This is a genomic window from Tenacibaculum profundi (assembly GCF_052050075.1).
Lineage (GTDB): Bacteria > Bacteroidota > Bacteroidia > Flavobacteriales > Flavobacteriaceae > Polaribacter.
Window position 1 is genome coordinate 2,211,745 of the sequence record NZ_CP197225.1, and the last position, 22,708, is coordinate 2,234,452.

The 22,708-nt window shown below is 29.6% G+C and carries 20 protein-coding genes; 7 read left to right on the forward strand and 13 right to left on the reverse strand.

Annotated features, from left to right (window positions below):
• Window positions 1–66: 66 nt before the first annotated feature.
• The gene (locus ACSIGE_RS08995; RefSeq protein WP_440879540.1) at window positions 67–801 is read right to left on the reverse strand and encodes a 3'-5' exonuclease; all 735 of its coding nucleotides are present in this window, start codon (window positions 799–801) and stop codon (window positions 67–69) included.
• Between the two features lie 327 nt (window positions 802–1,128).
• Here ACSIGE_RS08995 and ACSIGE_RS09000 point away from each other — a divergent pair, with 327 nt between their 5' ends.
• Both ACSIGE_RS09000 and ACSIGE_RS09005 read left to right on the forward strand, forming a co-directional pair.
• Window positions 1,129–1,827 carry a response regulator transcription factor gene (locus tag ACSIGE_RS09000; RefSeq protein ID WP_440879541.1) on the forward strand — a complete coding sequence of 233 codons (699 nt, stop codon included), beginning with the start codon at window positions 1,129–1,131 and terminating at the stop codon, window positions 1,825–1,827.
• A 75-nt stretch (window positions 1,828–1,902) separates the two neighbouring features.
• Window positions 1,903–2,943, forward strand: coding sequence for a sensor histidine kinase (locus tag ACSIGE_RS09005; protein WP_440879542.1), 1,041 nt, complete (start codon window positions 1,903–1,905; stop codon window positions 2,941–2,943).
• Window positions 2,944–2,958: 15 nt separating this feature from the next.
• Here ACSIGE_RS09005 and ACSIGE_RS09010 read toward each other — a convergent pair whose 3' ends face one another.
• On the reverse strand, window positions 2,959–5,160 hold the full coding sequence (locus tag ACSIGE_RS09010; RefSeq protein ID WP_440879543.1) for a patatin-like phospholipase family protein: 2,202 nt from the start codon (window positions 5,158–5,160) through the stop codon (window positions 2,959–2,961).
• An 89-nt stretch (window positions 5,161–5,249) separates the two neighbouring features.
• The gene (gene uvrC, locus ACSIGE_RS09015) at window positions 5,250–7,043 is read right to left on the reverse strand and encodes an excinuclease ABC subunit UvrC (RefSeq protein ID WP_440879544.1); all 1,794 of its coding nucleotides are present in this window, start codon (window positions 7,041–7,043) and stop codon (window positions 5,250–5,252) included.
• 333 nt (window positions 7,044–7,376) lie between these two features.
• Between uvrC and ACSIGE_RS09020 the strand changes: the two genes are divergently transcribed.
• On the forward strand, window positions 7,377–9,068 hold the full coding sequence (locus ACSIGE_RS09020) for a MutS-related protein (protein WP_440879545.1): 1,692 nt from the start codon (window positions 7,377–7,379) through the stop codon (window positions 9,066–9,068).
• Between the two features lie 179 nt (window positions 9,069–9,247).
• On the opposite strand, the gene ACSIGE_RS09025 is transcribed toward ACSIGE_RS09020, so the two are convergent.
• From ACSIGE_RS09025 to ACSIGE_RS09065, 9 genes are all read right to left on the reverse strand, one after another.
• Window positions 9,248–9,802, reverse strand: a complete 555-nt coding sequence (locus tag ACSIGE_RS09025; protein ID WP_440879546.1) for a hypothetical protein — start codon at window positions 9,800–9,802, stop codon at window positions 9,248–9,250.
• A 30-nt stretch (window positions 9,803–9,832) separates the two neighbouring features.
• On the reverse strand, window positions 9,833–10,570 hold the full coding sequence (locus ACSIGE_RS09030; protein WP_440879547.1) for a hypothetical protein: 738 nt from the start codon (window positions 10,568–10,570) through the stop codon (window positions 9,833–9,835).
• Between the two features lie 177 nt (window positions 10,571–10,747).
• The gene (locus ACSIGE_RS09035; RefSeq protein ID WP_440879548.1) at window positions 10,748–11,302 is read right to left on the reverse strand and encodes a transposase; all 555 of its coding nucleotides are present in this window, start codon (window positions 11,300–11,302) and stop codon (window positions 10,748–10,750) included.
• A gap of 389 nt (window positions 11,303–11,691) precedes the next feature.
• On the reverse strand, window positions 11,692–12,222 hold the full coding sequence (locus ACSIGE_RS09040; protein WP_440879549.1) for a hypothetical protein: 531 nt from the start codon (window positions 12,220–12,222) through the stop codon (window positions 11,692–11,694).
• Window positions 12,223–12,317: 95 nt separating this feature from the next.
• Entirely contained in the window at window positions 12,318–13,100 is a 783-nt protein-coding gene (locus ACSIGE_RS09045) for a hypothetical protein (protein WP_440879550.1), read from the reverse strand.
• A 21-nt stretch (window positions 13,101–13,121) separates the two neighbouring features.
• The gene (locus tag ACSIGE_RS09050) at window positions 13,122–14,303 is read right to left on the reverse strand and encodes a hypothetical protein (RefSeq protein ID WP_440879551.1); all 1,182 of its coding nucleotides are present in this window, start codon (window positions 14,301–14,303) and stop codon (window positions 13,122–13,124) included.
• 17 nt (window positions 14,304–14,320) lie between these two features.
• Complete coding sequence (locus tag ACSIGE_RS09055) at window positions 14,321–15,178, reverse strand: hypothetical protein (protein ID WP_440879552.1); 858 nt, start codon at window positions 15,176–15,178, stop codon at window positions 14,321–14,323.
• Window positions 15,179–15,226: 48 nt separating this feature from the next.
• Window positions 15,227–15,478: a hypothetical protein gene (locus tag ACSIGE_RS09060; protein ID WP_440879553.1), complete on the reverse strand. Its 252-nt coding sequence runs from the start codon at window positions 15,476–15,478 to the stop codon at window positions 15,227–15,229.
• Between the two features lie 66 nt (window positions 15,479–15,544).
• Window positions 15,545–15,715, reverse strand: coding sequence for a hypothetical protein (locus ACSIGE_RS09065; protein ID WP_440879554.1), 171 nt, complete (start codon window positions 15,713–15,715; stop codon window positions 15,545–15,547).
• Window positions 15,716–16,596: 881 nt separating this feature from the next.
• Here ACSIGE_RS09065 and moaA point away from each other — a divergent pair.
• From moaA to moaC, 3 genes are all read left to right on the forward strand, one after another.
• Window positions 16,597–17,589: a GTP 3',8-cyclase MoaA gene (gene moaA, locus ACSIGE_RS09070; protein WP_440879555.1), complete on the forward strand. Its 993-nt coding sequence runs from the start codon at window positions 16,597–16,599 to the stop codon at window positions 17,587–17,589.
• 322 nt (window positions 17,590–17,911) lie between these two features.
• Window positions 17,912–19,171: a molybdopterin molybdotransferase MoeA gene (locus tag ACSIGE_RS09075; protein ID WP_440879556.1), complete on the forward strand. Its 1,260-nt coding sequence runs from the start codon at window positions 17,912–17,914 to the stop codon at window positions 19,169–19,171.
• A gap of 172 nt (window positions 19,172–19,343) precedes the next feature.
• On the forward strand, window positions 19,344–19,817 hold the full coding sequence (gene moaC / locus ACSIGE_RS09080; RefSeq protein ID WP_440879557.1) for a cyclic pyranopterin monophosphate synthase MoaC: 474 nt from the start codon (window positions 19,344–19,346) through the stop codon (window positions 19,815–19,817).
• A gap of 593 nt (window positions 19,818–20,410) precedes the next feature.
• On the opposite strand, the gene ACSIGE_RS09085 is transcribed toward moaC, so the two are convergent.
• Window positions 20,411–20,998 (reverse strand): hypothetical protein, encoded by a 588-nt coding sequence (locus ACSIGE_RS09085; RefSeq protein WP_440879558.1) that lies wholly within the window; start codon window positions 20,996–20,998, stop codon window positions 20,411–20,413.
• Window positions 20,999–21,345: 347 nt separating this feature from the next.
• On the opposite strand from ACSIGE_RS09085, the gene ACSIGE_RS09090 reads away from it, so the two are divergent.
• A complete protein-coding gene (locus ACSIGE_RS09090; RefSeq protein WP_440879559.1) occupies window positions 21,346–22,473 on the forward strand; it encodes an NTP transferase domain-containing protein in 1,128 nt (375 codons plus the stop codon).
• Window positions 22,474–22,708 lie beyond the last annotated feature (235 nt).

Below are 22,708 nucleotides of genomic sequence, written 5' to 3' on the forward strand. Positions count from 1 at the left end.
TTTATGATAGAAGCTCTAATTACAAAAACTTTTTTTTATAAATTTCATTCTTTAACGAATTATCAATCAAATCAATGATTCTTTTTTAATTTTAATAATTTCCTCTCCTTTCAAAATAGGTGTGTTTTGTAATCTAAAAAAAACTTGAGCTACAGTAATGGTATCTCTTTCACAGTAGTTAATAATTTTTTCTAAATTATTTTCTACGTAAAAAATTCCAGCAACTTGACTTCCATCCATATCCTCTTTAGGAGAAGAAATTCCTAGAACATGACTTAATAATTTTAATGATGTATAATGTTTATAATCTCCAAACTTCCATAAATCTAATGTATCTAAATGGGGAACTTCCCAAGGTTTTTTACCGGCTAAATCTAATTTTGTAGGAAGCGGTATTTGATGAATAATCATTCTCCTTGCAATGTATGGAAAATCAAATTCTTTACCATTATGAGCACACAATAAGCTTTTCTTATGGTTAAAATACTTTTCAAGTAACCTTTTAAAATTTATCAAAATTGTTTTTTCATCTTTTCCTGCAAAAGAGGTAACTCGAAATGATCTTTTCTCATCCTTAAAACTTATATAACCAACAGAAATACATATTATTTTCCCAAATTCTGCCCATATTCCAGCTCTTTGGTAGAATAAATCTAAATCATTTTGATCACTTCTTTGGTATTTCGTTTTTTCATGAAAAAGCTCTTTCTCTTCAATGGTTAAACTATCCCAAGATTCATACTCAGGAACCGTCTCAATATCTAAAAATAAAATATTTTCAAATTCTTTTTTTCCAAACATATGTTTTAGTTTTTATAATAGACGTTTTTTTATGGAAGCATAGCAAAAAATAAAATTCAACCCTTCACTAAAATGATGAAAATCATAAGATAAAAGCACTTAAAAAGAACATTAACAGCAATTATTTTTTAATAAATTTATGATAAACATAAAGTTTAAATCTACTATTCTACAAGCACTAAGATATAAAAAATAAACAACTGTATTACAAGTACTAACAGATTTAAAAGTTTACAAATCATTAAAAGATCGTTAAGTTAAAACGGGGAATAGTTATTTTGTTAATTTATTGTTACTTTTGATTAATACTACTTAAAAATTCATTTTATGAACACTAACGATATTAAGATTTTATTAGTTGATGATGAGCCAGATATATTAGAAATTGTAGGCTATAACTTAAAATCTGAAGGATATCAAGTTTACACAGCAAATAACGGAATCGAAGGAGTTAAAATAGCGAAAAAAATACAACCGCACCTTATCTTACTTGACATCATGATGCCTGAGATGGATGGAATTGAAGCCTGTGAAAAAATTAGAAACGTAAAATTACTTGAAAATACCATTATCTCATTTTTAACTGCTAGAGGTGAAGATTATTCTCAAGTAGCAGGATTTGATGCTGGTGCTGACGACTATATAACAAAACCTATCAAACCGAAAGTTTTAATTAGTAAAATAAAATCATTGTTAAGACGCTTAAAAGCAGAAGAAAAGACAGATAGTACTACTAAAATAGGAGATATAGTAATTAATAGAGATGAGTACGTTGTTTTTAAAGGAGACAACAGAATTTCTCTTCCGAGAAAAGAATTCGAACTTTTTTCTTTGCTAACATCAAAGCCTGGTAAAGTATTTAAAAGAGAAGTTATATTAGATAATGTTTGGGGTAATGAAGTTGTCGTTGGAGGAAGAACCATTGATGTTCATATTAGAAAACTTCGCGAAAAAATTGGAGATGATTATTTTAAAACTGTTAAGGGTGTAGGATATAAATTTGTTTTAGAACCATCTGATAAGTAACTAAAACTATTTAAAATTAGGCGCATTAGTTTATTTCAATAAACTATCTTTCTTTTATCATAAAACCACACTACTTTGAAACTGAAAAAAACATATAAATATGCTCTTTGGTCGGCTCTGTATCTAACTGTTTTTTCAACATTTTTATCTACTCTTATCTATTTTTTGCTTTTTAAGTATCTAGGGTTACTATCCTACATAGTTTTTAGTCTTGTTATATTTATTTTCTCATTTTTTGTTATTCAGTTTAGAGCAGAACACTTCATTTATCAAAGAATTAAAAAATTATATGAAGACATTAGCTTTCTTGATGTCAATGATCTAAAAAGAAAAAAAATAACTACTGATGTAGAAGCTTTAACGAAAACTGTTCAGGAGTTTATTGAAGGAAAAAGTGAAGAAATCGCAGATTTAACGCAAAGAGATTCCTTCAGAAGAGATTTCTTAGGAAACGTTGCTCATGAGCTTAAAACTCCTTTATTTACGGTTCAAGGATACATTTTAACACTAATTGAAGGAGCCGCTGATGATAAAGAAATAAGAACAAAGTACTTAGAAAGAGCTAGCAAAGGAGTCGAAAGACTAACTTCTATCGTAAAAGATTTAGACATGATTGCTAAACTTGAAACTGAGGGGATGAAAATGAATATTGAAACTTTCAATATTCTTGAAATGATTCAAAATGTATTTGACTTATTTGAGATGAAAGCCAAAAAAAGAGGTATTAAATTAAAACTTGATAAAACCTATGAATTTCCTTTTTTTGTAAAAGGCGATATTGAAAGAATTGAGCAAGTAATTATAAACCTAGTGGTTAATTCTATAAAATATGGTAAAATAAATGGTATAACTACAGTTAGTGTCGAAAATTATAATTCAAAAAAGTTCATTATTAAAATTAATGATAACGGTGAGGGAATAAAGCAAGAACATATTTCTCGTCTATTTGAACGGTTTTATAGAGTTGATCAAAGTCGGTCCAGAGAACAAGGAGGTTCTGGCCTCGGGCTATCTATAGTAAAACATATTATTGAAGCACACGGAGAAACAATTCTTTTAAAAAGTAAGTATGGTAGCGGGTCTGAATTTTCGTTTACCTTACAAAAAGCAATATAATTAGTTTTAATAAATTTAAAACCAAAACCCAAGATTAAACAACCAGTATTTTTCCTTATGATCTGGTGACCAGGAGTATTTTAACTCTACAGGACCTAGAAATGTACTTAATCCATATCCTAAAGCATATCCTGATTTAATATTATCAATTATTTTTTTATGTTTAAAAACATCGTGCTCTACACTTGCATAATTGGCGATAAAATTAAAATGATGTTTCTTAAAAAAATTATATCTAAAGTTAAACTCAGACTTTACAAAAGTTTGATTTACTAGCTCAGACATATCGTAACCATAAAATGAAACAAAATTATTAATGTAATTTTTATTATATCCTCCTAATCGATAATCAAACACCTCTGAAGACTCGTTTCCCAGTGTAAAACCACCCTCTCCAGTATATTGAAACGTGAATTTCTCATCGAAAAAGGATTTTGCTAAGCCAATAGTTCCTGATATTTGAGAGAATTGTTTAAATTCTTCACTCTGTTGAATAAATTCATCTATCCTATTATTTCTATCTGACCAAATAAACCATTTGAAACCAATATTTGCAAAATATCCATCTGTCGGGTACACAGATTTATTATAAGCATCTAATTTCAAAAATGAGTATGCGTCAATATAATTACTATTATCAAAAAATGCGTCCTCTCCATTTGTTAAAAAAGTATCTGATGAAACCTTGATTCTTTTATTTTCTATACCAATACCAAAAGCAATCTTTTTATTGATGGTTGTTTGAACATAAAAGGTGTTTGTAAAATCTAAATATCTTACGTTGTATTTATTTGTAAAATCTTTATCAAAAACCATAGCATTTCTAAAAGAATTATAACTCGAGCTAAAACCATAACTTGGAATAATACCATTATCTATAAAATAGTCCAATTTATAGCGAATACGATCTCCGATTACCAGATCAAGATTAAAATCATCATTTTGCCTAAATAATTTTCTATGGTCATAATTTAGAAGAACTCCCGTTCGATATAGCAAGTCGTAATGAAGACCAAACCTAACATATGATTTAATTTTTTCTTCCTTAACCTTCAGTTCTAATTTCTTTCCAGAAAATGAATTTTCGAAATGATAATCGATTCTTTCAAAGTTATTTGTAGCAGATAATGAACTTATTTTTTCTGATACATCTCTGTAAGACGTACTATCACCTTCTTCAAGCTTTAACTTTCCAAGAATGTAATTATCAGTGTAATTCTTATTTCCTCTAATAATGATTCTATCAACTAAAAATTTAGTTTTTTTCAAATTAATTTGGGGTCTTTGCCTTTTAATTGTTTGAAGTTTTGCAATACTATCGAAAACAATCCTATTTGATTTAGCAACTCTTACTCCTTCTTTAATAATTTCTTTATTCCTATCAAAAGAAATGATATTGTATTCCAAAATATTTGGTTTCAGAATAACATCAAGAAGCCTCATTTGCTCATCTGTCTTTTTATACATCTGAAAATTAACAATTTGTAGAAGTAATGATGCAACAGAAGATAATTCTTCTCTTTCCAACAGGTGTCCTTGAACATTAACACCAATAACGATGTCCACATCTTTAGTTCTCATTAAATCAACAGGAAAATTGTTAACAACACCTCCATCAACAATTAATTGACCATCAATATCAACAGGGTTTAATAGCGAAGGAAAAGCAGCACTAGCTCTTAAAGCAAGTGGTAAAGACCCTTTCTCGAGAACCACCTCTTTTCCTGTTTCTATGTTAGTTCCAACGCAGAAAAAAGGAATAGGTAATTTGGAAAAATCAACTATATCATCAACAGGAGCTAATAATTCGGTTAAAAAATTAAGTACATTTTGTCCTCTTGATAAACCAAGTGGTAATCCAATTCCCCCCTCTCTAATAGGCAGTGTTACTGCATACTTTTCCGAATTTTGCTTTACCCTAAAAGGCTTTGACTCTCTAACTACTTCGTCCTGTAGAAGATTCATAAAATCAGCCTCTTTAATAACACCCTCAATTTGTTTGGGCGAATAACCAGAAGCATATAAAGCACCAACAATAGCTCCCATGCTGGTTCCTCCAATATAATCTATTTGTAAACCTGTTTTCTCAAGTTCCTTTAAAACACCAACATGCGCAAATCCTTTAGCACCACCTCCGCTTAAAACTAAGCCTACCTTAGGTTGTTTTTGCGAAAATAATGACAAGGTTGTCATTAAAAAAATTAACAGCTTGTTCATTTTTATTTTTATTTTTAAGGGTATTTCATACTTTCTTGAGAGGTTAAAAATTTTGAAAATGATTAAAGCTCTAAAGAAAATTAAGGCAATTACTGCTTCTTTTGATAATATTGAAAAATTTTTTTTGCCCTTGAAAAGCCAACCACCTCTTTCAATTCTTCGAAACTTGCCTTTTTTACCCGTTTTGCTGATTTAAATTTGCGTAATAGATTGGTTATCGTCTGCTTTCCAACATCAGGAATTTGTTCTAATTCAGATTGAATTGCACTTTTGCTTCGTTTGTTTCTATGAAATGTAATTCCAAAACGGTGCGCTTCATTTCTTAAATATTGAATAATCTTTAATGTTTCAGATTTCTTATCCAAATATAATGGAATACTATCTCCTGGATAAAAAATTTCTTCCAAACGTTTTGCTATGCCGATGATTGCTATTTTTCCTCTTAAGTTTAAAGCATCTAAACTTTTTAAAGCAGAGGAAAGTTGTCCTTTACCACCATCAATAACAATAAGTTGAGGCAGTGGTTTTTCTTCTTCTAACAAGCGTTTATATCTTCTAAAAACAACTTCCTCCATTGAAGCAAAGTCATCAGGTCCTTCAACCGTTTTAATATTAAAATGACGGTACTCTTTTTTACTTGGTTTTCCATCTCTAAACACAACACAAGCAGCAACTGGATTCGTTCCCTGAATATTAGAATTATCAAAACATTCTATATGGCGAGGTTCAGTCCCTAAACGTAGATCTTTTTGCATTTGGGACATTATTCTTTTCACATGACGATCAGGATCTACAATTTTTATTTGCTTAAACTGTTCTTGCCTGTAATATTTAGCATTTCTCATGGAAAGCTCAACAATTCGTTTTTTATCTCCAAGTTTTGGAATGGTAACCTTAATTTTTTCTCCTAAATCAACCTCAAACGGAACATACACTTCTCTTGATAAAGAATTAAAGCGATTTCTAGTTTCAACAATAAATAACTCTAATAAATCTTTATTACTTTCCTCTAGCTTCTTTTTTATTTCAGTAGTATAGGATTGTACAATTGCGCCGTTCATGATTTTAAAAAAATTTGCATAACCATGAGTTTCATCAGAAATAATTGAAAAAACATCTACATTGTTTATCGCAGGATTAACAATCGTTGATTTCGCTTGATAATTCTGTAATGATTCAATTTTTTCCTTAATTTTTTGAGCTTCCTCAAACTTCATTTCTCCTGCAAGAGACATCATAATGTTTCGGAACTGTTCTATACTTTCTTTAAAATTACCCTTAATAATACTTTTAATAGCTCTAATATCATTTCCATAACTTTCTTCGGTTTGCATGCCCTCACAAGGTCCTTTACAATTTCCTAAATGATATTCTAAACAAACTTTGTATTTATCTGCTTGTATTTTTGTTTCATGCAAGTCATAGTTACAAGTACGAAGCGTATAAAGTTCTTTTATAAGGTCTAATAAAGCATTTACAGTTTTAACGTTCGTATAAGGACCAAAATAATCAGAGCCGTCTTTTATGATTCTTCGTGTTGAAAAAACTCTAGGAAAGCGCTCTTTTTTGATACATAACCATGGATAAGATTTATCATCTTTTAAAAGTACATTATATCTGGGTTTATATTTTTTAATTAAATTATTTTCTAAAAGAAGTGCATCAGTTTCTGTATCAACAACAATATGTTCAATACGAACAATCTTTTTTACGAGGATTCGAGTCTTTCCATTTTCATGGTTCTTGGTAAAATATGATGAAACTCTTTTTTTTAAACTCTTTGCTTTTCCTACATAAATAATTACGTCATCTTTATCAAAATATTGATAGACTCCAGGTAAATTTGGTAATGTTTTTATTTGTAGTTCTAAAGTTGTTGGCATTCAAGAACTCTTTTAATTTGCCGAAAAATTATACTGTTAAATCCTCTTTTGTCTTTTTTATTCCCAAAAGTTATGAAAACAAAAAACATATTTTAACAATAACACTCATTATTTTCAATTTTCGCTTCAATTCGAAAAACTCAAACGAAAGCAACGAAAATACAACTTTCTAAAAACATAATGGTTTATTATTTTTCCCATTTTAGAAGTCTGTATTAGCCTAAACTTGTATTTTTATTGTTTTTTTAAGAGATGCAAAAACTACATAATCATTACGCAAATCAACTCAAAAAACACGAGCAAAAACTAGTAGAAGTCAAAAAAAAAATCCGATTGATTAGAATCTTTCGATCTTTAATTTTCTTTGGTTTTATTATAAGTATTTATTTTACCTATCAAATTCCAAATATTCCTTTTTTCATTGGAGGTATTGGTGTTCTAATTTTTGGTTTTCTTGTTTCAAAACACCAAAACTTAAAAGATAAAAAAAATCACGTCGAACTTAAAATCGCATTTAACAAAACAGAGATTTCTATTCTAGAAGGTAATTTTGTAGATCGACCCGATGGAAAAGAATTCATAAATTCAATGCATCATTACAGCAACGATATCGATTTATTTGGAAAAAGTTCTTTTTTTCAATATGTCAATAGAACTGCTACCAAAAAAGGAAAAGAACTTTTAGCTTCTTTGCTTACAGCTAATACTATTAATTTTATTGAAGACTATCAGAAAGCAATACAGGAACTCTCTAAAAAATACAATTGGAGAGAAAATTTCACTATGCTCGCTCAACTAGCTAGCCCTAAAAAAAAGCAAATTTCAAATATTTCTTTATGGATAGAGAACTATACATCTCAATTACCTTCCTTTTTAATCATTCTACCTAAAGTTTTTTCAATAGTATCTATCCTTGTTTTCGGTCTTATTGTATTTAATATTGCCTCTTTTTCTTTGATAACGACTTGGTTTTTTATTGGTTTAGGAATTTCTATGTTTTATTTAAAAAAAACCCAAAGTTTATATACCTCAGCAAGTAGTGCTAAAGCCATTTTTAAACAATATTACTTACTATTGGAGCAAATAGAAACTGAAAATTTCACCTCAAAAGTTTTAAAAGAAAAACAATCCAAAATACAGATTAAAGAAAAAAAAGCTTCTTCTATTTTTAAAGAGTTTTCAGATGTACTAAATGCTTTTGATCAAAGAAATAATTTAATTATTGCTGTTTTTGGTAACGGTTTGTTTTTATGGGATATCCGTAATGCTTCAAAAACTGAAGCATGGATTGCTAAGTATAAAAATGTTGTTAATGAATGGTTTGAGGTAGTTGCTTTTTTTGATGCTTATAACTCATTCGGAAATTTTGTTTTTAATCATCCTAATTACATATTTCCTGCCATTGAAAATAAAAACCAAACCATCGAAGCTACTAGCTTAGGACATCCTCTTTTAAAGCCTGTAAATAGAGTTGATAATGATTTTATGCTTGATAGTGAACATTTTTTTATTATAACTGGTGCAAATATGGCTGGAAAAAGTACTTTTTTACGCACCTTATCATTGTCGGTTGTTATGGCAAATTGTGGATTGCCTGTTTGTGCAAAAGCTTTTAAGTATTCACCCATAAAACTAGTTACAAGTATGCGCACTTCTGATTCGTTAACAGATGACGAATCTTATTTCTATTCTGAGTTAAAAAGATTGAAATTTATTGTCGATGAAATTAAAGAAGATACCTACTTCATCATTCTTGATGAGATATTAAAAGGGACTAATAGTAAAGATAAAGCGATTGGTTCAAAACAGTTTATTGAAAAATTAACGAGGTCAAAATCTACGGGTATTATTGCTACGCATGATGTTAGTTTGTGCGAATTAGCAGAAGAATACAAGCAAATTCAAAATTATTATTTTGATGCCGAAATAGTTAACAACGAATTATTTTTTGATTATAAAATGAAAGAAGGTATTTGTAAAAACATGAATGCTTCTTTTTTACTTAAAAAAATGGAAATTGTATAACCGTTTTTTCAAGAAAAAAATAAAAAGGACTTTTAAAAAAAGTCCTTTTTATTTTTTAAATATATCGCAATCATATGATGACTATCAAAACGAACTTTTATAAGTCATCAACTCTTCTAAACAATTTTGTCTAAAATAAATTAAGCGTATTACTTTTATTTTAATATCTCAATTATTTATTATTCACATAATTCTAATGTAAAGTTTCCATTTATGGTACTTCCTTTTTGCCCTGTTGCAATAATTTTTCCGCTAATTTTATTATTATTAACCTCCGTTATTTCCAATGTTCCACAGATAGCTAATTCTGCATCTGTATAATTACTATTTGTATTGCTATCATAATGTTTCGCATTAAAATTTAATGTATTCTCTAGAGTTCCTCCAGCATTAGCAGTATCTGAGAAAGTAATGGTTTGAGGTTTTAATTCCTTTAACCCAAACAAAATTTTAACCTCTCGTAGTTCTTCGCTAAACGGATCAAATTCAGGAAAAAAACAAGATCCCCCAGTTACTTCTTTTGTTCGAATGGTACAGTTATATTCTCTATTTGGCATTAAGGTATAGGTACCTCCTTGGTTGGTAAAGTCAAAGCCTTTTACTTTTCCTTTAGCTTCTTGATTTATAAAATCACCACAATTTTTTGATGTATTTGCTTCATCATCACTTGAACTACATGATACTACACTTGTTATAAAGATAAAACTAGCTAGTATTCCTTTTAATATTTTCATTTTTAATTGTTTTAATTGATTGTTTTGTTTTTACAGTTTTTTATTCGTTTTTTTAACCAGTTTTGGTAAACGTTTGTCTAAATCTTTTAATAAACGTTCTAACGCACTTTCGCACATGGGTAATAGTTTTTTTGGCTTTATCACTGGAATTCCTGCAACCATAGCACCTGTTTTTTTAGATTGTGCACTTTCGTTAATCGCTAAAATTTGTTTTCCTTCATCATTCAAAAGTGCTATTCTGGCATATACTCTCATTTTTACACTACCTGTTCCGCCAATTCCAAAACCTTTTACCAAGTCAAAATGAATTCTTACATACATGGTTCCATCCGCTTTATCCTTAAAAATAGCTGTCATGGCTTTTTCTCCATCAGTTTTAAACCAAGATTCACTTATATATTTATACTCTGGATAAATCTCATAATTATCAAGCATTACTTCTCGTTCTTCTACCTTGCTCAAGTCGTAGTTTTTATAGGCTTCATTTTTTAAAACTTCTTGTTCTCTTAACAATTCGAATGGAAATTTTTTCGAGTATTCATTAAAAAATTTGTCATGAAATTTTTCTAAAATAGGTGTAAGATTAAAATCTGGATTGTTTTTTAAATCGGCAATTTTGGTAGCGAGTATTTCATTTCCTTTTCCTACAAGGTCGCTAAAACCGATCATTTTGTCGGAGTAAAAAGTAACTACGGCTACTTTCTTTTCTTGTGCTATTAATATTACGCTAAACAATAACGCTATTAGAAATATTAGTTGTTTTTTCATAATTTTTAGTTGTCTTTTTATTTTTTATAGTTGATTCAAATTTTTTTAATTAGTTATTGTACCCTCTGGTACAACACTCTGGTTCTTGCTTGTAACGAGTACCTGTATAACTGTAGCCCCTAACTAGCTCTGGTGCTCGTTTGTAACGAGTACCTATATTACTACAACGCAACGAGCCTACCATAAAGCAGTTACCTTAACATGACTCATTTCTTTGTTATCTTCTTCATAAACTGCATAACTACTATTTACCCAATCTCTTTCATGGTATACAAATCCTGCTACTTTTGGATTATTATGTATGTAGTTTACACGCTGTTCTATTTTCATAATAGTATCTAATAGTACTGGATGGAAACCGTCTTGCCATACTTTATAATTCTTTGCTCTTTGAGTTCTTTTTGCCTCATATTTAAACTTATTTAACAACCATTCTCTTCTGCTTTCCGGGTGTTCTTTTATTATTTTTATGAATTCTTTTGCCGTAAATTTTTTAAAATCTCTTACTATGTTTTGTAACTCTTCTTTTACTGATGATACAATTAAATGCAAATGACTGGTCATGTATACATATGCATGAACTTGCAAACCTTTGTTTGAAATACAGTAGTTTAATGAGTTATCTATGACTTGGCTGTAAATAGGCCGTATAAATAAATCTACCCAACCTACTAATGTTAAGGTTATAAAAGTGGGCTTGGAACTATCTATTATTTTGTATTTCTCTGACATTGCTTGTCTTTTATTTTTTTTGTTGGCGTTGCAAACGCTATTTAGGTTAGTCACTCGTTATAAACGAGCGCCAGTGGGTTCTCTCTCTATCGGTAAAAGCTCACTCAATGATGGGTACATACTATTTTCCATAGGTAATTATTTTTTCAATTTCTAATGCCGTGTCGATTCTGGATGTATATAATACAGCAATACCAACAGGCTTATTTTTTATCAATTAATTCTAGAACTAATTGTTTTACTTTAACTCTCTAATCATAAACAACAGTTAAACACATAAAAAAGCAGTGTAATTTCTATCTCCCTCTATGATTAGTTATTTATAAATATTTCCCATATGAACAGTTTCTTTTTATTTAGAAACTACATGGGTAACAAAACCATCTCAATTATTCACATAATTGCAATGTAAAGTTTCCATTAATTTCACTCCCTTGAACACCTTTGGCTACTACTCGACCTTTTAAAGCTTTGGTTGTACTATCCACAGATATAATTTCAATGGTGCCACATTCTGATAGTTCAGAATCAATTGATGCTCCATTTGAATCTTGCGTTGTTCTAATAAAACTTAACATATCAGTACCTGATTGACCGGTATTAGATATTGTTATGGATTGTGGTTCCGCTGAACTTAAAGTAATATTAATTACATCTTGTCCTTCGTTAAACTGTGGGACAAAACATGGATCACCACTTGTTTCTTCATAAATAAATAAGGTAAAACTGTAATCATCGAATACCTTTTTATAAGTGCCTCCCTTTACTGTAAAACTCTTGCCTCGAAAATTTCCTTGTGCTGTTTGCTCTTTAAAATCACCGCAATTGTTTGATAGGTTTGCTTCGTCATCATTTGAGCTACATGATAATACAATGGTTATCAAGATAAAACTTGCTAGTATTCCTTTTACTTTTTTCATTTGTTTACTTTTTATGCTAATTATTCTCTTTTTTACTTTTACTTACTTTTTTGTTACTTCCAAGAGTATAAATCTCTTTGACTTTTTATTATTGATTAACCAATTTTTATTTTTATCAGGACTATTAACCCTATAATATTTAAAGGCAATAACCACCAAATCCATTTGGTATTGTTGTTACCAAATACGGTTTCGGTGATAAAATCATCCATTTTAGTATAAAGCTTAGTACTTGCTTCAGCTTTATTTCCCGAAGCAATATCTTCTTTTAACTCTGTAAGCATTCCTACTAACGGAATTTTATTCAGAATTAACACAATACCTTTTCTTAAAAAACTAGGCAATCCGCTATAGGTTTGGTGTACTGTTTTTCCAATATCAATGGCTTTTGAAAATTGTTGGGAGTTTAGGTTTACTTTTCCATCAAAAACAGCTTCGGTTTTATCCACTAATAAATCCGTTAATTTTTTAAACAAGCTGGCTAGGTTTTCATAAATTACACGAATGGTATCTATAACAACGTACTGGTAGGTTTTATAGCTTGCAAAAACAGTAAGTGCTACACCAATTATAAGTACTAAAAATACAAACGCTAATTTTCCAAAAGCAAAGCCTGAGCCAAAAAGTGTGGCTAAAGCATAAAAAAACAGTATTGTATTGCAAGCCCCAAATAAAAACAACACGGTAAAAAAGCGCTTTACACTGTTTACACCAAACTTACCGCCGTTTTTAATTAATTGCCATGGGCTATTGAGCAACTTTAAAAGCTGTGCTGTATTTTCTTCTTTTTCAGGAGAATTGTTATACGTTATCTCAAACTCTTTTTCTGAGTTATTTCCTACTTGATAGGTACCTGAAAAGGTTTGTTTTTCATTCATAATTTTTTATTAATTGGTTCCTTATTCTTTCTCTTCTTTATAATATTCTATAATTCGATTTACTTCTGCGAAAGGTTCTTTTTCATCTCCAAAATAAAAATAGCATTTGGTCCAGTTATCATAGGCATCATGCCCTTCGTATTTAAAATAATAGGTAGCATACACTGTTTTTCTATCACTTTCATAAGAAACCACCTTGGCAACCTCTTGCTTGTCGGTAAAGAAAAATTCATTATAGAATTTCCAATTTTTATTCATAAACCCACCTCCGTGACCAGAATTGACTTTTTTATGTATGAGTTGGTTATTTTCATCGTAAAAATACTTTTCCTTGTGGTAGGCAAATTCTTTCAAAATTTCACCATTTCGTTTTACCATAGAATATACGGTAACTGTTGCCAAGTTACCTACCTCATCATAGGTGTACTCTTCTAACGGAAAACTAGTATCAAACTTAAGATGATCGTGATCTTCATACCTTAAATAAGCTATTGCGTCATAGGTTTTTCGTATTAGTTGCTGTTTGTCATTGTAGGAGTAGGTAGCTATATAATTGTGTTCTTTTTCATCCACAAATCCATCTAAATTATTATCCCACAACTTTTTCGATATTTCTTGTTGAATTGTACCATTACTATTTAGTACATAGTCATAACCAATAGCTAGTCTCTTGTAAGAGCTATCTTTATCGATAATTACAGTACTTAAAGTATAAGAATCGTTTTTATAACGCACCCGATAAGGGTTAAACACAAATTTTTTAGGTTGTAAATTTTGCTTAAACTGTATTTTCTTTTTGATCTCTGCAGTATCCTGAACTTCCAAACGTATTTTTAGCAAGGTTTTTTTGTCCTTTGTTTCTTTTGCAGGAAATGGCTCTGTTAGGGAGTCTTCTAATCTATAATGTACCTGTTCGACACCATTTTTATCAAACTCAAAATATCCAGTTAACCCAATAACATTAAGATTACCATAAGGGTTAAAATAAAGGGAATTTTTTTTTCGAAATTCAGGATCGTTTTTTTTATAAACAGTCATTTTAGAACGTGCTATTTTAACAGGGCCGCTTAAATAATGGTCACTCTCCGAATGTTTATAAATACTCTGATATTTTCCAGTACTTACTTTAGGGGTTGAACAGCCTATGAGCAGCGCTATGCTGGCTACTGCAATAAAATAACAATACAATTGTTGGGTGTACATATCTATTAATTGGTTCCTTATTCTTTCTCTTCTTTATAATATTCAAGTATTCTTTTTCCTGTACCGAAAGGTTTTTTACTATCTTTTAAATACACGAAAAACCCCGTCCAATTATCGTATTCATCATATCCAAAGTATTCAAAACGATACCAAAGGTGTACCGTTTTTCCATCGTTTTCAAAGGTGGTTACTTTAGCTACATCTCCTTTTTTATTGAATTCTAAATCATTAATCAATTTAAAATGACTTCCATATACAAAAGTTGCCCATTTTCTTTTCCATATTAAATTGTTTCGCTCGTTGTATTTATATTCTTCTTTTGCAACTATTCTTCTTTTACTTTTATCTTCATCGGTATATAAGCGGAATGACGTTAAATTACCTCTCTCATCATAAGTATATGCTTCAAAAGGAGTTTTATACCCCGTATCATAAAATTCAGCGTCATGATCTGGAAGACCAGGTACATGACCCAACTCAGTATAGTTTTTACTGATTAATTGGTTCTTTTCATTATAATTGTAAATAGCCTTATAATCTATTGTTTCTTCTTCTATTATATCATCTAAATTTCTATCCCATAAGGTAACTCCTATCTCTTCTTTTATTGCTCCATCACTATTTAGGTTATAGCGATATGCTCTGACCTGCCTTTTTGCCGTACTGTCTTTTTTTACATAAAAATAGTAGGGTTGGTATGAATAATAATTTAAATGCACCCTATAAGGATTAAATACATGTTTTTTTATTGGAAACTGTTGCCTGTATTCTACCTTTTTCGTTACATCATCTTTAAAATACTTTTCTATATATACATATATATTTCCTTCTTTATGTTTTACTACAGCAGAATCATAAGGAACCGAACGATTCAATCGCCCTCTTAAAGGATGAAATTTAGTGGTAATACCATACCTATCGAATTAACTATAACCAGAATTCCCCACAGGTAATACGGTAAAAACCGCATTAAACATATACAAACTGTCTTTTGGCAGGTTATCTTTAGATTTCGCATAATTAAAAACCTGACGCTGCATTTTAACAGGTCCATTTAAGTATTGCTCTTGCCAAGTATTTTTAAAATAACTAGCATACTTCCCTTTTTGTTGCTGGGAAGTGCAAGAAGAAAATATGAGTAGTGATAATAAACTAAAGGCCACCGTATGTTTCATATATTTGGTTTTATAATAATACAATTCAATGTGTCACTGTATTATATATATCCTGTTTATACTCTTCTAAAAAATAAGTGATTTTTCACAGAGAATGTGCTTGCGTTTTTTCGCTTTCAAAAATTGATTATACGCATTGAATTCTTCTAAATCTCCATTCGCATGCAGATGTTCATGTGTATTCTCTTTAATTTGAATCCGTAGTGTATTTACTTCTGTAAAAAAATGAAACCCCATCTTTTTTAGCTATATTTTTTTAAAGTCTTTGAAAAAAATCAAAAACCCAATTGTTTTCTTATGTAAGAAGTGATTTATTTGGCAATTTTTATCTCAGCAATCCTTCTTTTTTCAAATTGCAAGTTACAATTTATATTATTTTTTTATGGAGAATAAAATCACCTTTATTTGCATTAATCGCAAAAAAATAATTTACTAACAGAAAACACAAAGCTAATTTAAATTTAATAACCTCTTTTTACTTTTAGAAATGAGCGCTATGCTCATTATACCAAATATAACAAGTAGTGAGTTTGCTATTAAAACGACAAATTAATTTCAGATAAGAATATACAGCTGAAAACCATATGGACTTTATTTTAGAACATAAAAGTGTATTCATTTCAATTATTACAAACATCATTACTTTTTTATCTGATAGAAAAAGTGGAAGAGTTAAAAAAACATTGCTTTATGATATGGAAAATCAAGTAAAAAAATAATTTCTCATAACAATGATTTAGAAGTAAAGCTTACTTAATGCGAAAACAAAAATAATAGTCTAAATAATGAAAAATACAATTGCAATTATTATACTAAAAACGCACCTACTAGAAGCTTAATAGTGATTCACCGTAGCAATTAATGTTCAGACACACGTGGTTATATTTTTGGTAGGAAATGCTTTTAGATATATTAATAGTGATGGTTATCGAGATGTTACTTCAAGTAAAAAAACAATGAAATGAATTTTAACATTAGCGCCTAGTGAATTTGAACTTACCATTTTAAATGAATAGTCATACAATTATACTCGATGGCTCTTTATTGTTTCTTTAAAGTCGATAACTTCTTTGATTGCTCGATAAAATCAACGGTTTTGAATTTGTTATATTTGTTTTATGCAGTCATTAATAGACAATTTTGGGCGTCAAATAACATACGCTAGATTAGCCGTTACGGATCGGTGTAATTTACGCTGCCAGTATTGTATGCCGGCAGAAGGAATAGCCATCGTTCCAAGAAATGAGTTGCTAACCTACAAAGAAATGTATCGAATTATTAGAGTCCTTACAGAATTGGGAGTTACAAAAGTCCGATTAACAGGAGGTGAGCCCTTTGTAAGAAAAGATTTTATGAGTTTCTTAGAAATGCTATCTTTTAATGACTTGCTGAAAACGATTAATATTACTACCAATGGTGTACTCATTCAAAAACATATTGAGCGTATTGAACGTTTGACAAAAGTTAAAAACATCAACTTAAGTATTGATAGCTTACAAGCTAGTAAATTTTTTAAAATAACCAGAAGAGCCGTTTTTGAGGACGTTTATAAAACTCTTGAATTATTAGAAAAAAGCAGCCTGCATTTAAAGTTAAATGTAGTTGTTCAGTCAGGTTTTAATACTGATGAGATTGTTGATTTTGTAAAACTTACCGAAACCAAAAACATAGACGTTCGCTTTATAGAAGAAATGCCTTTTAATGGAAGTGGTCAAAGAGAGTGGAAAGAACAATGGAACCTAATAAGAATTTTACAAGAAATACAAACAGCCTTTAAAATTGATAAAATTCTAGATAAAAAATCCAGTACCTCTAAAAACTATCAGGTTAAAAATTTTAAGGGTACTATAGGGATTATTCCAGCCTTTACAAGAACCATTTGCAATGATTGTAATCGCATTCGAATTACCTCAACTGGCGCGTTAAAAAATTGTTTGTTTGATGACGGTATTTTTAATATTCGAGATTTTTTGAGGAAAGGTGCTAGTGACAATGAATTAAAAATATTGTTTTTAAAACTTGTAAAAGAAAAACCTGAAAACGGCTTTATAGCAGAAGCTAATAGGACACAAGGCAAAGTGTCTGAAAGCATGAGTACTATTGGAGGATAGCTACAGATATTAATTTGTAGTTTTTTGATATTTACTAATTTAAACTGTAAAAAAATTTAGCATCACACACCAAATAATTATTTTCTATAAACACATTTACATTTAAAATTGCTGCAAAAATATAGTTCTCTTTACATAAATTGGCTACCGTTTCTTTTTCTCCTCTAATAAAAAGGAAAAAATCGTTTTACAGCGGTAATCTTAAATTTTATAAGGTAATATAATCTATAGTTACTTCATAGTTCGATTTCTATTTTCGCCATTCCTAGACTTGTTTACCAGAATACCTTAACTTTGTTTTTTCTATGAAACTTATACTAAAATGATCACAGTAAAAGAAGCTAAACAAATTGTATTAAAACATAAATTAGATTTTGGTATTGAAGAGGTTCCATTTATAGAATCTGTTGGAAGAGTTCTAAAGGAAGATATTGTTGCCGATAGAGATTTTCCGCCTTTTAATAGAGTAGCCATGGATGGTATTGCTGTTAATTATCGATTTTTTAAATACGGCGTTCGCGATTTTAAAATTGAAGGAATTCAACCTGCTGGAACGGTTCAAGAGACTATGGAGAATGCGGCACACTGCTATGAGGTAATGACAGGAGCTGTACTTCCTCACAATACTGATACCGTTATCCGTTATGAAGATATCTCTATAAACACGTTAATGGCTTCCGTAATAGTTGATGAAATTAAAGAAGGACAAAATATACACCATCAGGGTTCAGACAAATTGAAAGAAACCGTTTTAATTAAAAAAGACACTATTATATCCCCTGCAGAAATTGGTGTTTTAGCCACGGTTGGAAAGACAACGGTTAAAGTGGCAAAGCAACCAAAAATAATGATCGTTTCTACGGGTGACGAATTAATAGAGGTTAATCAAACTCCTTTGGACCATCAAATCAGAAAAAGTAATGTTTATACTCTCGTTTCTCTCCTTGAAAAATTAAATATTCCTTCAGAAAACGCACACCTAACAGATCAAAAGGAAGTACTGAATTCAAAAATAGCAACATACCTTAAACAGTATGATGTTTTATTATTTAGCGGAGCTGTTAGTAAGGGAAAATACGATTTTTTGCCTGAAGTTTTAGAGAGCTTAGGTGTTCAAAAATTATTTCATACAGTTTCACAGCGTCCAGGTAAACCTTTTTGGATGGGAACTACCTTCAATGACACTCATAATTCTAATGAAAACACCAATACTACAGAAAAAAGTACGCAGAAAAATACTTTTGTTTTTGCTTTTCCTGGAAATCCAATATCTACCTATGTAAATTGTATGGTTTATTTTTATTCATGGTACTATTATAGCATGAACATAGCTCCTGTTTCTTTAACCGCTATTTTAGGTGAAAATGTTGATTTTAAACCTAATTTAACATATTTTTTACAAGTAAATTTACAACTTAAAGATGGTCAATTAATCGCCTATCCTGTCAAAGGAAATGGTTCTGGTGACTTAGCTAGCCTAACAGCAGCGGATGGTTTTATAGAGCTTCCAAAACAAAAAGAACTATCATACAAAAAAGGGCACGTTTTTCCTATACATCGCTATCGTAGTTTTGAATTTTGAATTTTGTAAAAATGTTTATTTTCTTTTAATTAAAATCTCATCATAAATATCTAATTTTAGGTTTTGTCAAAAACGAATTCAATGAATTCAATGAATTCAATGAATTCAAAAATTAAAAAGTAATAGACAATAAAAGTAAAAAAAGTTTTACCGTAAAATTTATAGATTTAAGTTGAGTAACTTTACACATATAAACAAAAAAAACAATCCTAAAATGGTGAATATTTCTGAAAAGAAAGTCACTAAACGAAAGGCAATAGCTAAAGCGACCATGTTTTTAGGAAAAGAAATCATCAATCAATTTACCAATTCAGAACTCATCACTAAAAAAGGACCTGTTTTCCAAACAGCCATTATTGCAGGAATTCAAGCCGTAAAAAAAACATCCGATATTATACCAATGTGTCATCCCTTATTAATTAACGGAGTTGATATTGATATTTCTGTAATCGATGCCACGCAAATTAAAGTCACTTGTGAAGTTAGCATTGAAGGAAAAACTGGTGTTGAAATGGAGGCACTTACAGGAGTTTCAGCTACTTGTTTAACAATTTATGATATGTGTAAGGCTTTTAATCAAAAAATGATTATTAAAGAAGTGAAGCTTGTTGAAAAAAAGGGAGGTGCATCTGACTTTAAAAAATAGTTTTTTTAAATATTAATTAAAAAAGACCATACATTATAAAGAGGTTTTTTGAGATAATGTAATCACGAATTCTAAAACTAGAATACTTTAAAAAAGTATTAAAAATCAATTTGTAAAAACTTATTGTTTTATAAAGTTATCTGTTGTAATTTTTAGTATTAATACTTTAGTAACCAACAAGTCAGTATCGTTTTCATAAAAAGTGATTTTAATCTACAGAATATAGAATCCAATAATTTTACCTAACGCAGATACTATAATAGTATCATAACAATTAGCTATGCTCTCGATATGACAACATCAAAAGCATTCTCTAATTGAGAAGAATAACAAGGATTTTATTAAAAAATAGAAGTGTTATAGATGGCCTATTTTGTAGAAATAATTATACCATTATTACTTTGCCAACAATAAAAATTTGATTTAAAAATTACCAAGCAAAATTTCATGGATTAAGTATAATCAAAAAACAAAAAATCACTTTAGATAAGGTCTCCTAATAAATTTTTGAAGCATTAAGAGACCTTATTGAATCTTTTTCTATAATCATTAACTATCAATTAGTTGAAAACTAAAAAGACAATAGTTTTGATCTAATCTTCTTTAAATACAGGATCTCCAACTTTACGACTAAATCGACCGTTTTTCCCTACACTTGTATATGACGCAGCCTGTGCAGCAAAAACTTCTATTACAGCTGTTTTCCATGAAACTCCATTTTTTTCATTCCAATTTTTTGGAGCTTCTGCAGGAATTTTACCATCATCATTTAACACAAACGAAACAGGATTTCCTGTGTGCCCTCCCTCAACTGGTGATAAGCCAATAGCTGGAAAATCAAACTTTGCTCCTGGCTTTGTGTACGTTATAGCACGTTTTCTTCCAAAAGTCTCTGCTTCACGTCCATTAGTGTTTCCTGAACATCTAAAAACCCACTCGTTAGTAACCAAATATAGACTAGAACCATGATCGTCATCTCTCTGTGTTGTAAACACGGCTACTTTGTTTACATAATTGGATAGATTCTTTTTATTATCTCCCTTACCTTTTTGAAAAATTAGGCTTTGGCCAATTTCATTGGTATTAGGAACATTCTCTGATAAGTTATCACTACAAGATGTAGCTACCAACGCTAATACTATCAACCAAGGTGTTGATAGTTTTTTAAATTTTTTAATCATTTTTTATTTTATTTTATTACGTGAAGATAATTTGTTTTTCAATTTTTTGAAAAAAATTAACAAATATTTAATACCGCTTATAATTTGAAATTATTACAAAATAATTCAGCTATAAAGTAAAGTGAGGTCATTATAAATACTAACTGATATACTTTTAACTTTGACTGTTAATAGATCTTAAATATTGTACACAGCTGTTATTTTTTAAATAAATATCGCAACTCAAAATATTAATCGTATAAGTCTTTTAAGGTAGTCTTCTTCAAAAGCATTTTATTATATTAAAATTTGTACCTTTAAAAAGCACAAAACCGTGCGTAATTTAAACCGCCTAGCGATACTCTAAAATGCAACAACACCATAAACATGCTCTGTTAAGTAAAAAAAATAACGATAATTTTGCTCCTAATGAAATTGCTATTTTGGGTACTAAATGCACTACTATTAGCAATTTAATTTATATAATAAGTAAAAAACTTACGTATTTCAATTTAGGATACTTTGATGCATCTCATGCCAAAAACGTTGATGAAAATATATTAACGGAATATACTTTCCACTATGAAGGAAACCTTAAAATAAGCACTAGTTCTCACCATAACAAATACGAGCAAAGATTACAGTTTTACAACCATGATTTAGTTTTTATAAATGGAAATCATTATCCAGGCAAAAAACAAATTATTATTCTAGACGGTGAAAAAGAAGCTTCAATTCAAAAAAGATTGTCTCAAATAACTAATATTGCTTTTATAATTAAACTAAACAAAGAGACTCATTTCTTTGACTGCCTAGTAGAAAAATTTCCCAAAATAAAAAAAATAAAATGCTACGATATTAAAGATGTGGATGGAATTACAAATCATATTGAAAGTATTATAAAAGATAACATTGCTCCTGTAAAAGGACTGGTATTAATTGGTGGTAAGAGTACTCGAATGGGGATGGATAAATCTACATTAAACTATTATGGAAAACCACAAAAAGAACACCTTAAAGATTTATTTAAAGAATGTTCTCTAGAAACCTTTTTTTCCGTAGGAAATATTTCACCTTCTACTAATAAAACTAATGAAATTAATGATACTTTTCTCAACTTAGGTCCATTCGGAGGCATTTGTTCGGCTTTTCAAAAAAAACCCAATACTGCTTGGTTTGTTTTAGCCACTGATATTCCTTTTATAAATAAAGAGATTATTCAACTTTTACTAGAAAATAGAGATCCCAGTAAAATTGCCACAACTATCAAAGGAAAAAACAAAGAGTTTCCTGAACCTTTGGTAACTATTTATGAACCCAAAGCGTATGGTAAACTATTGCAATACCTAGCTCAAGGTTATTCTTGTCCGAGAAAAATGCTTATCAACACTGACATTAAAGTTATTGAGGTTGATGATAATTTGATAAGAAACATTAATACCTGTGAGGAATTCAAAATGGCTCAATTAGAAATAAAGAGAATTCCACAAACGTAATTATCTCGACTACCTTTTTGTTTTTAATTTCTCTATTAATATTAATTGTTTTATCAAATTAAGCTATCTTAATCTATTAAATATTCATTATCAAATCTGAACATATAGTATAATAATAACGTAACATTTTAAATTTTAATTCATTGGTTTTTTATTTATTTAAAGGTTATTTTTTTGAACGAAATATACTTTCATCCCATAAAAACATATTACTTTTGTGGCAAATATTAGAACC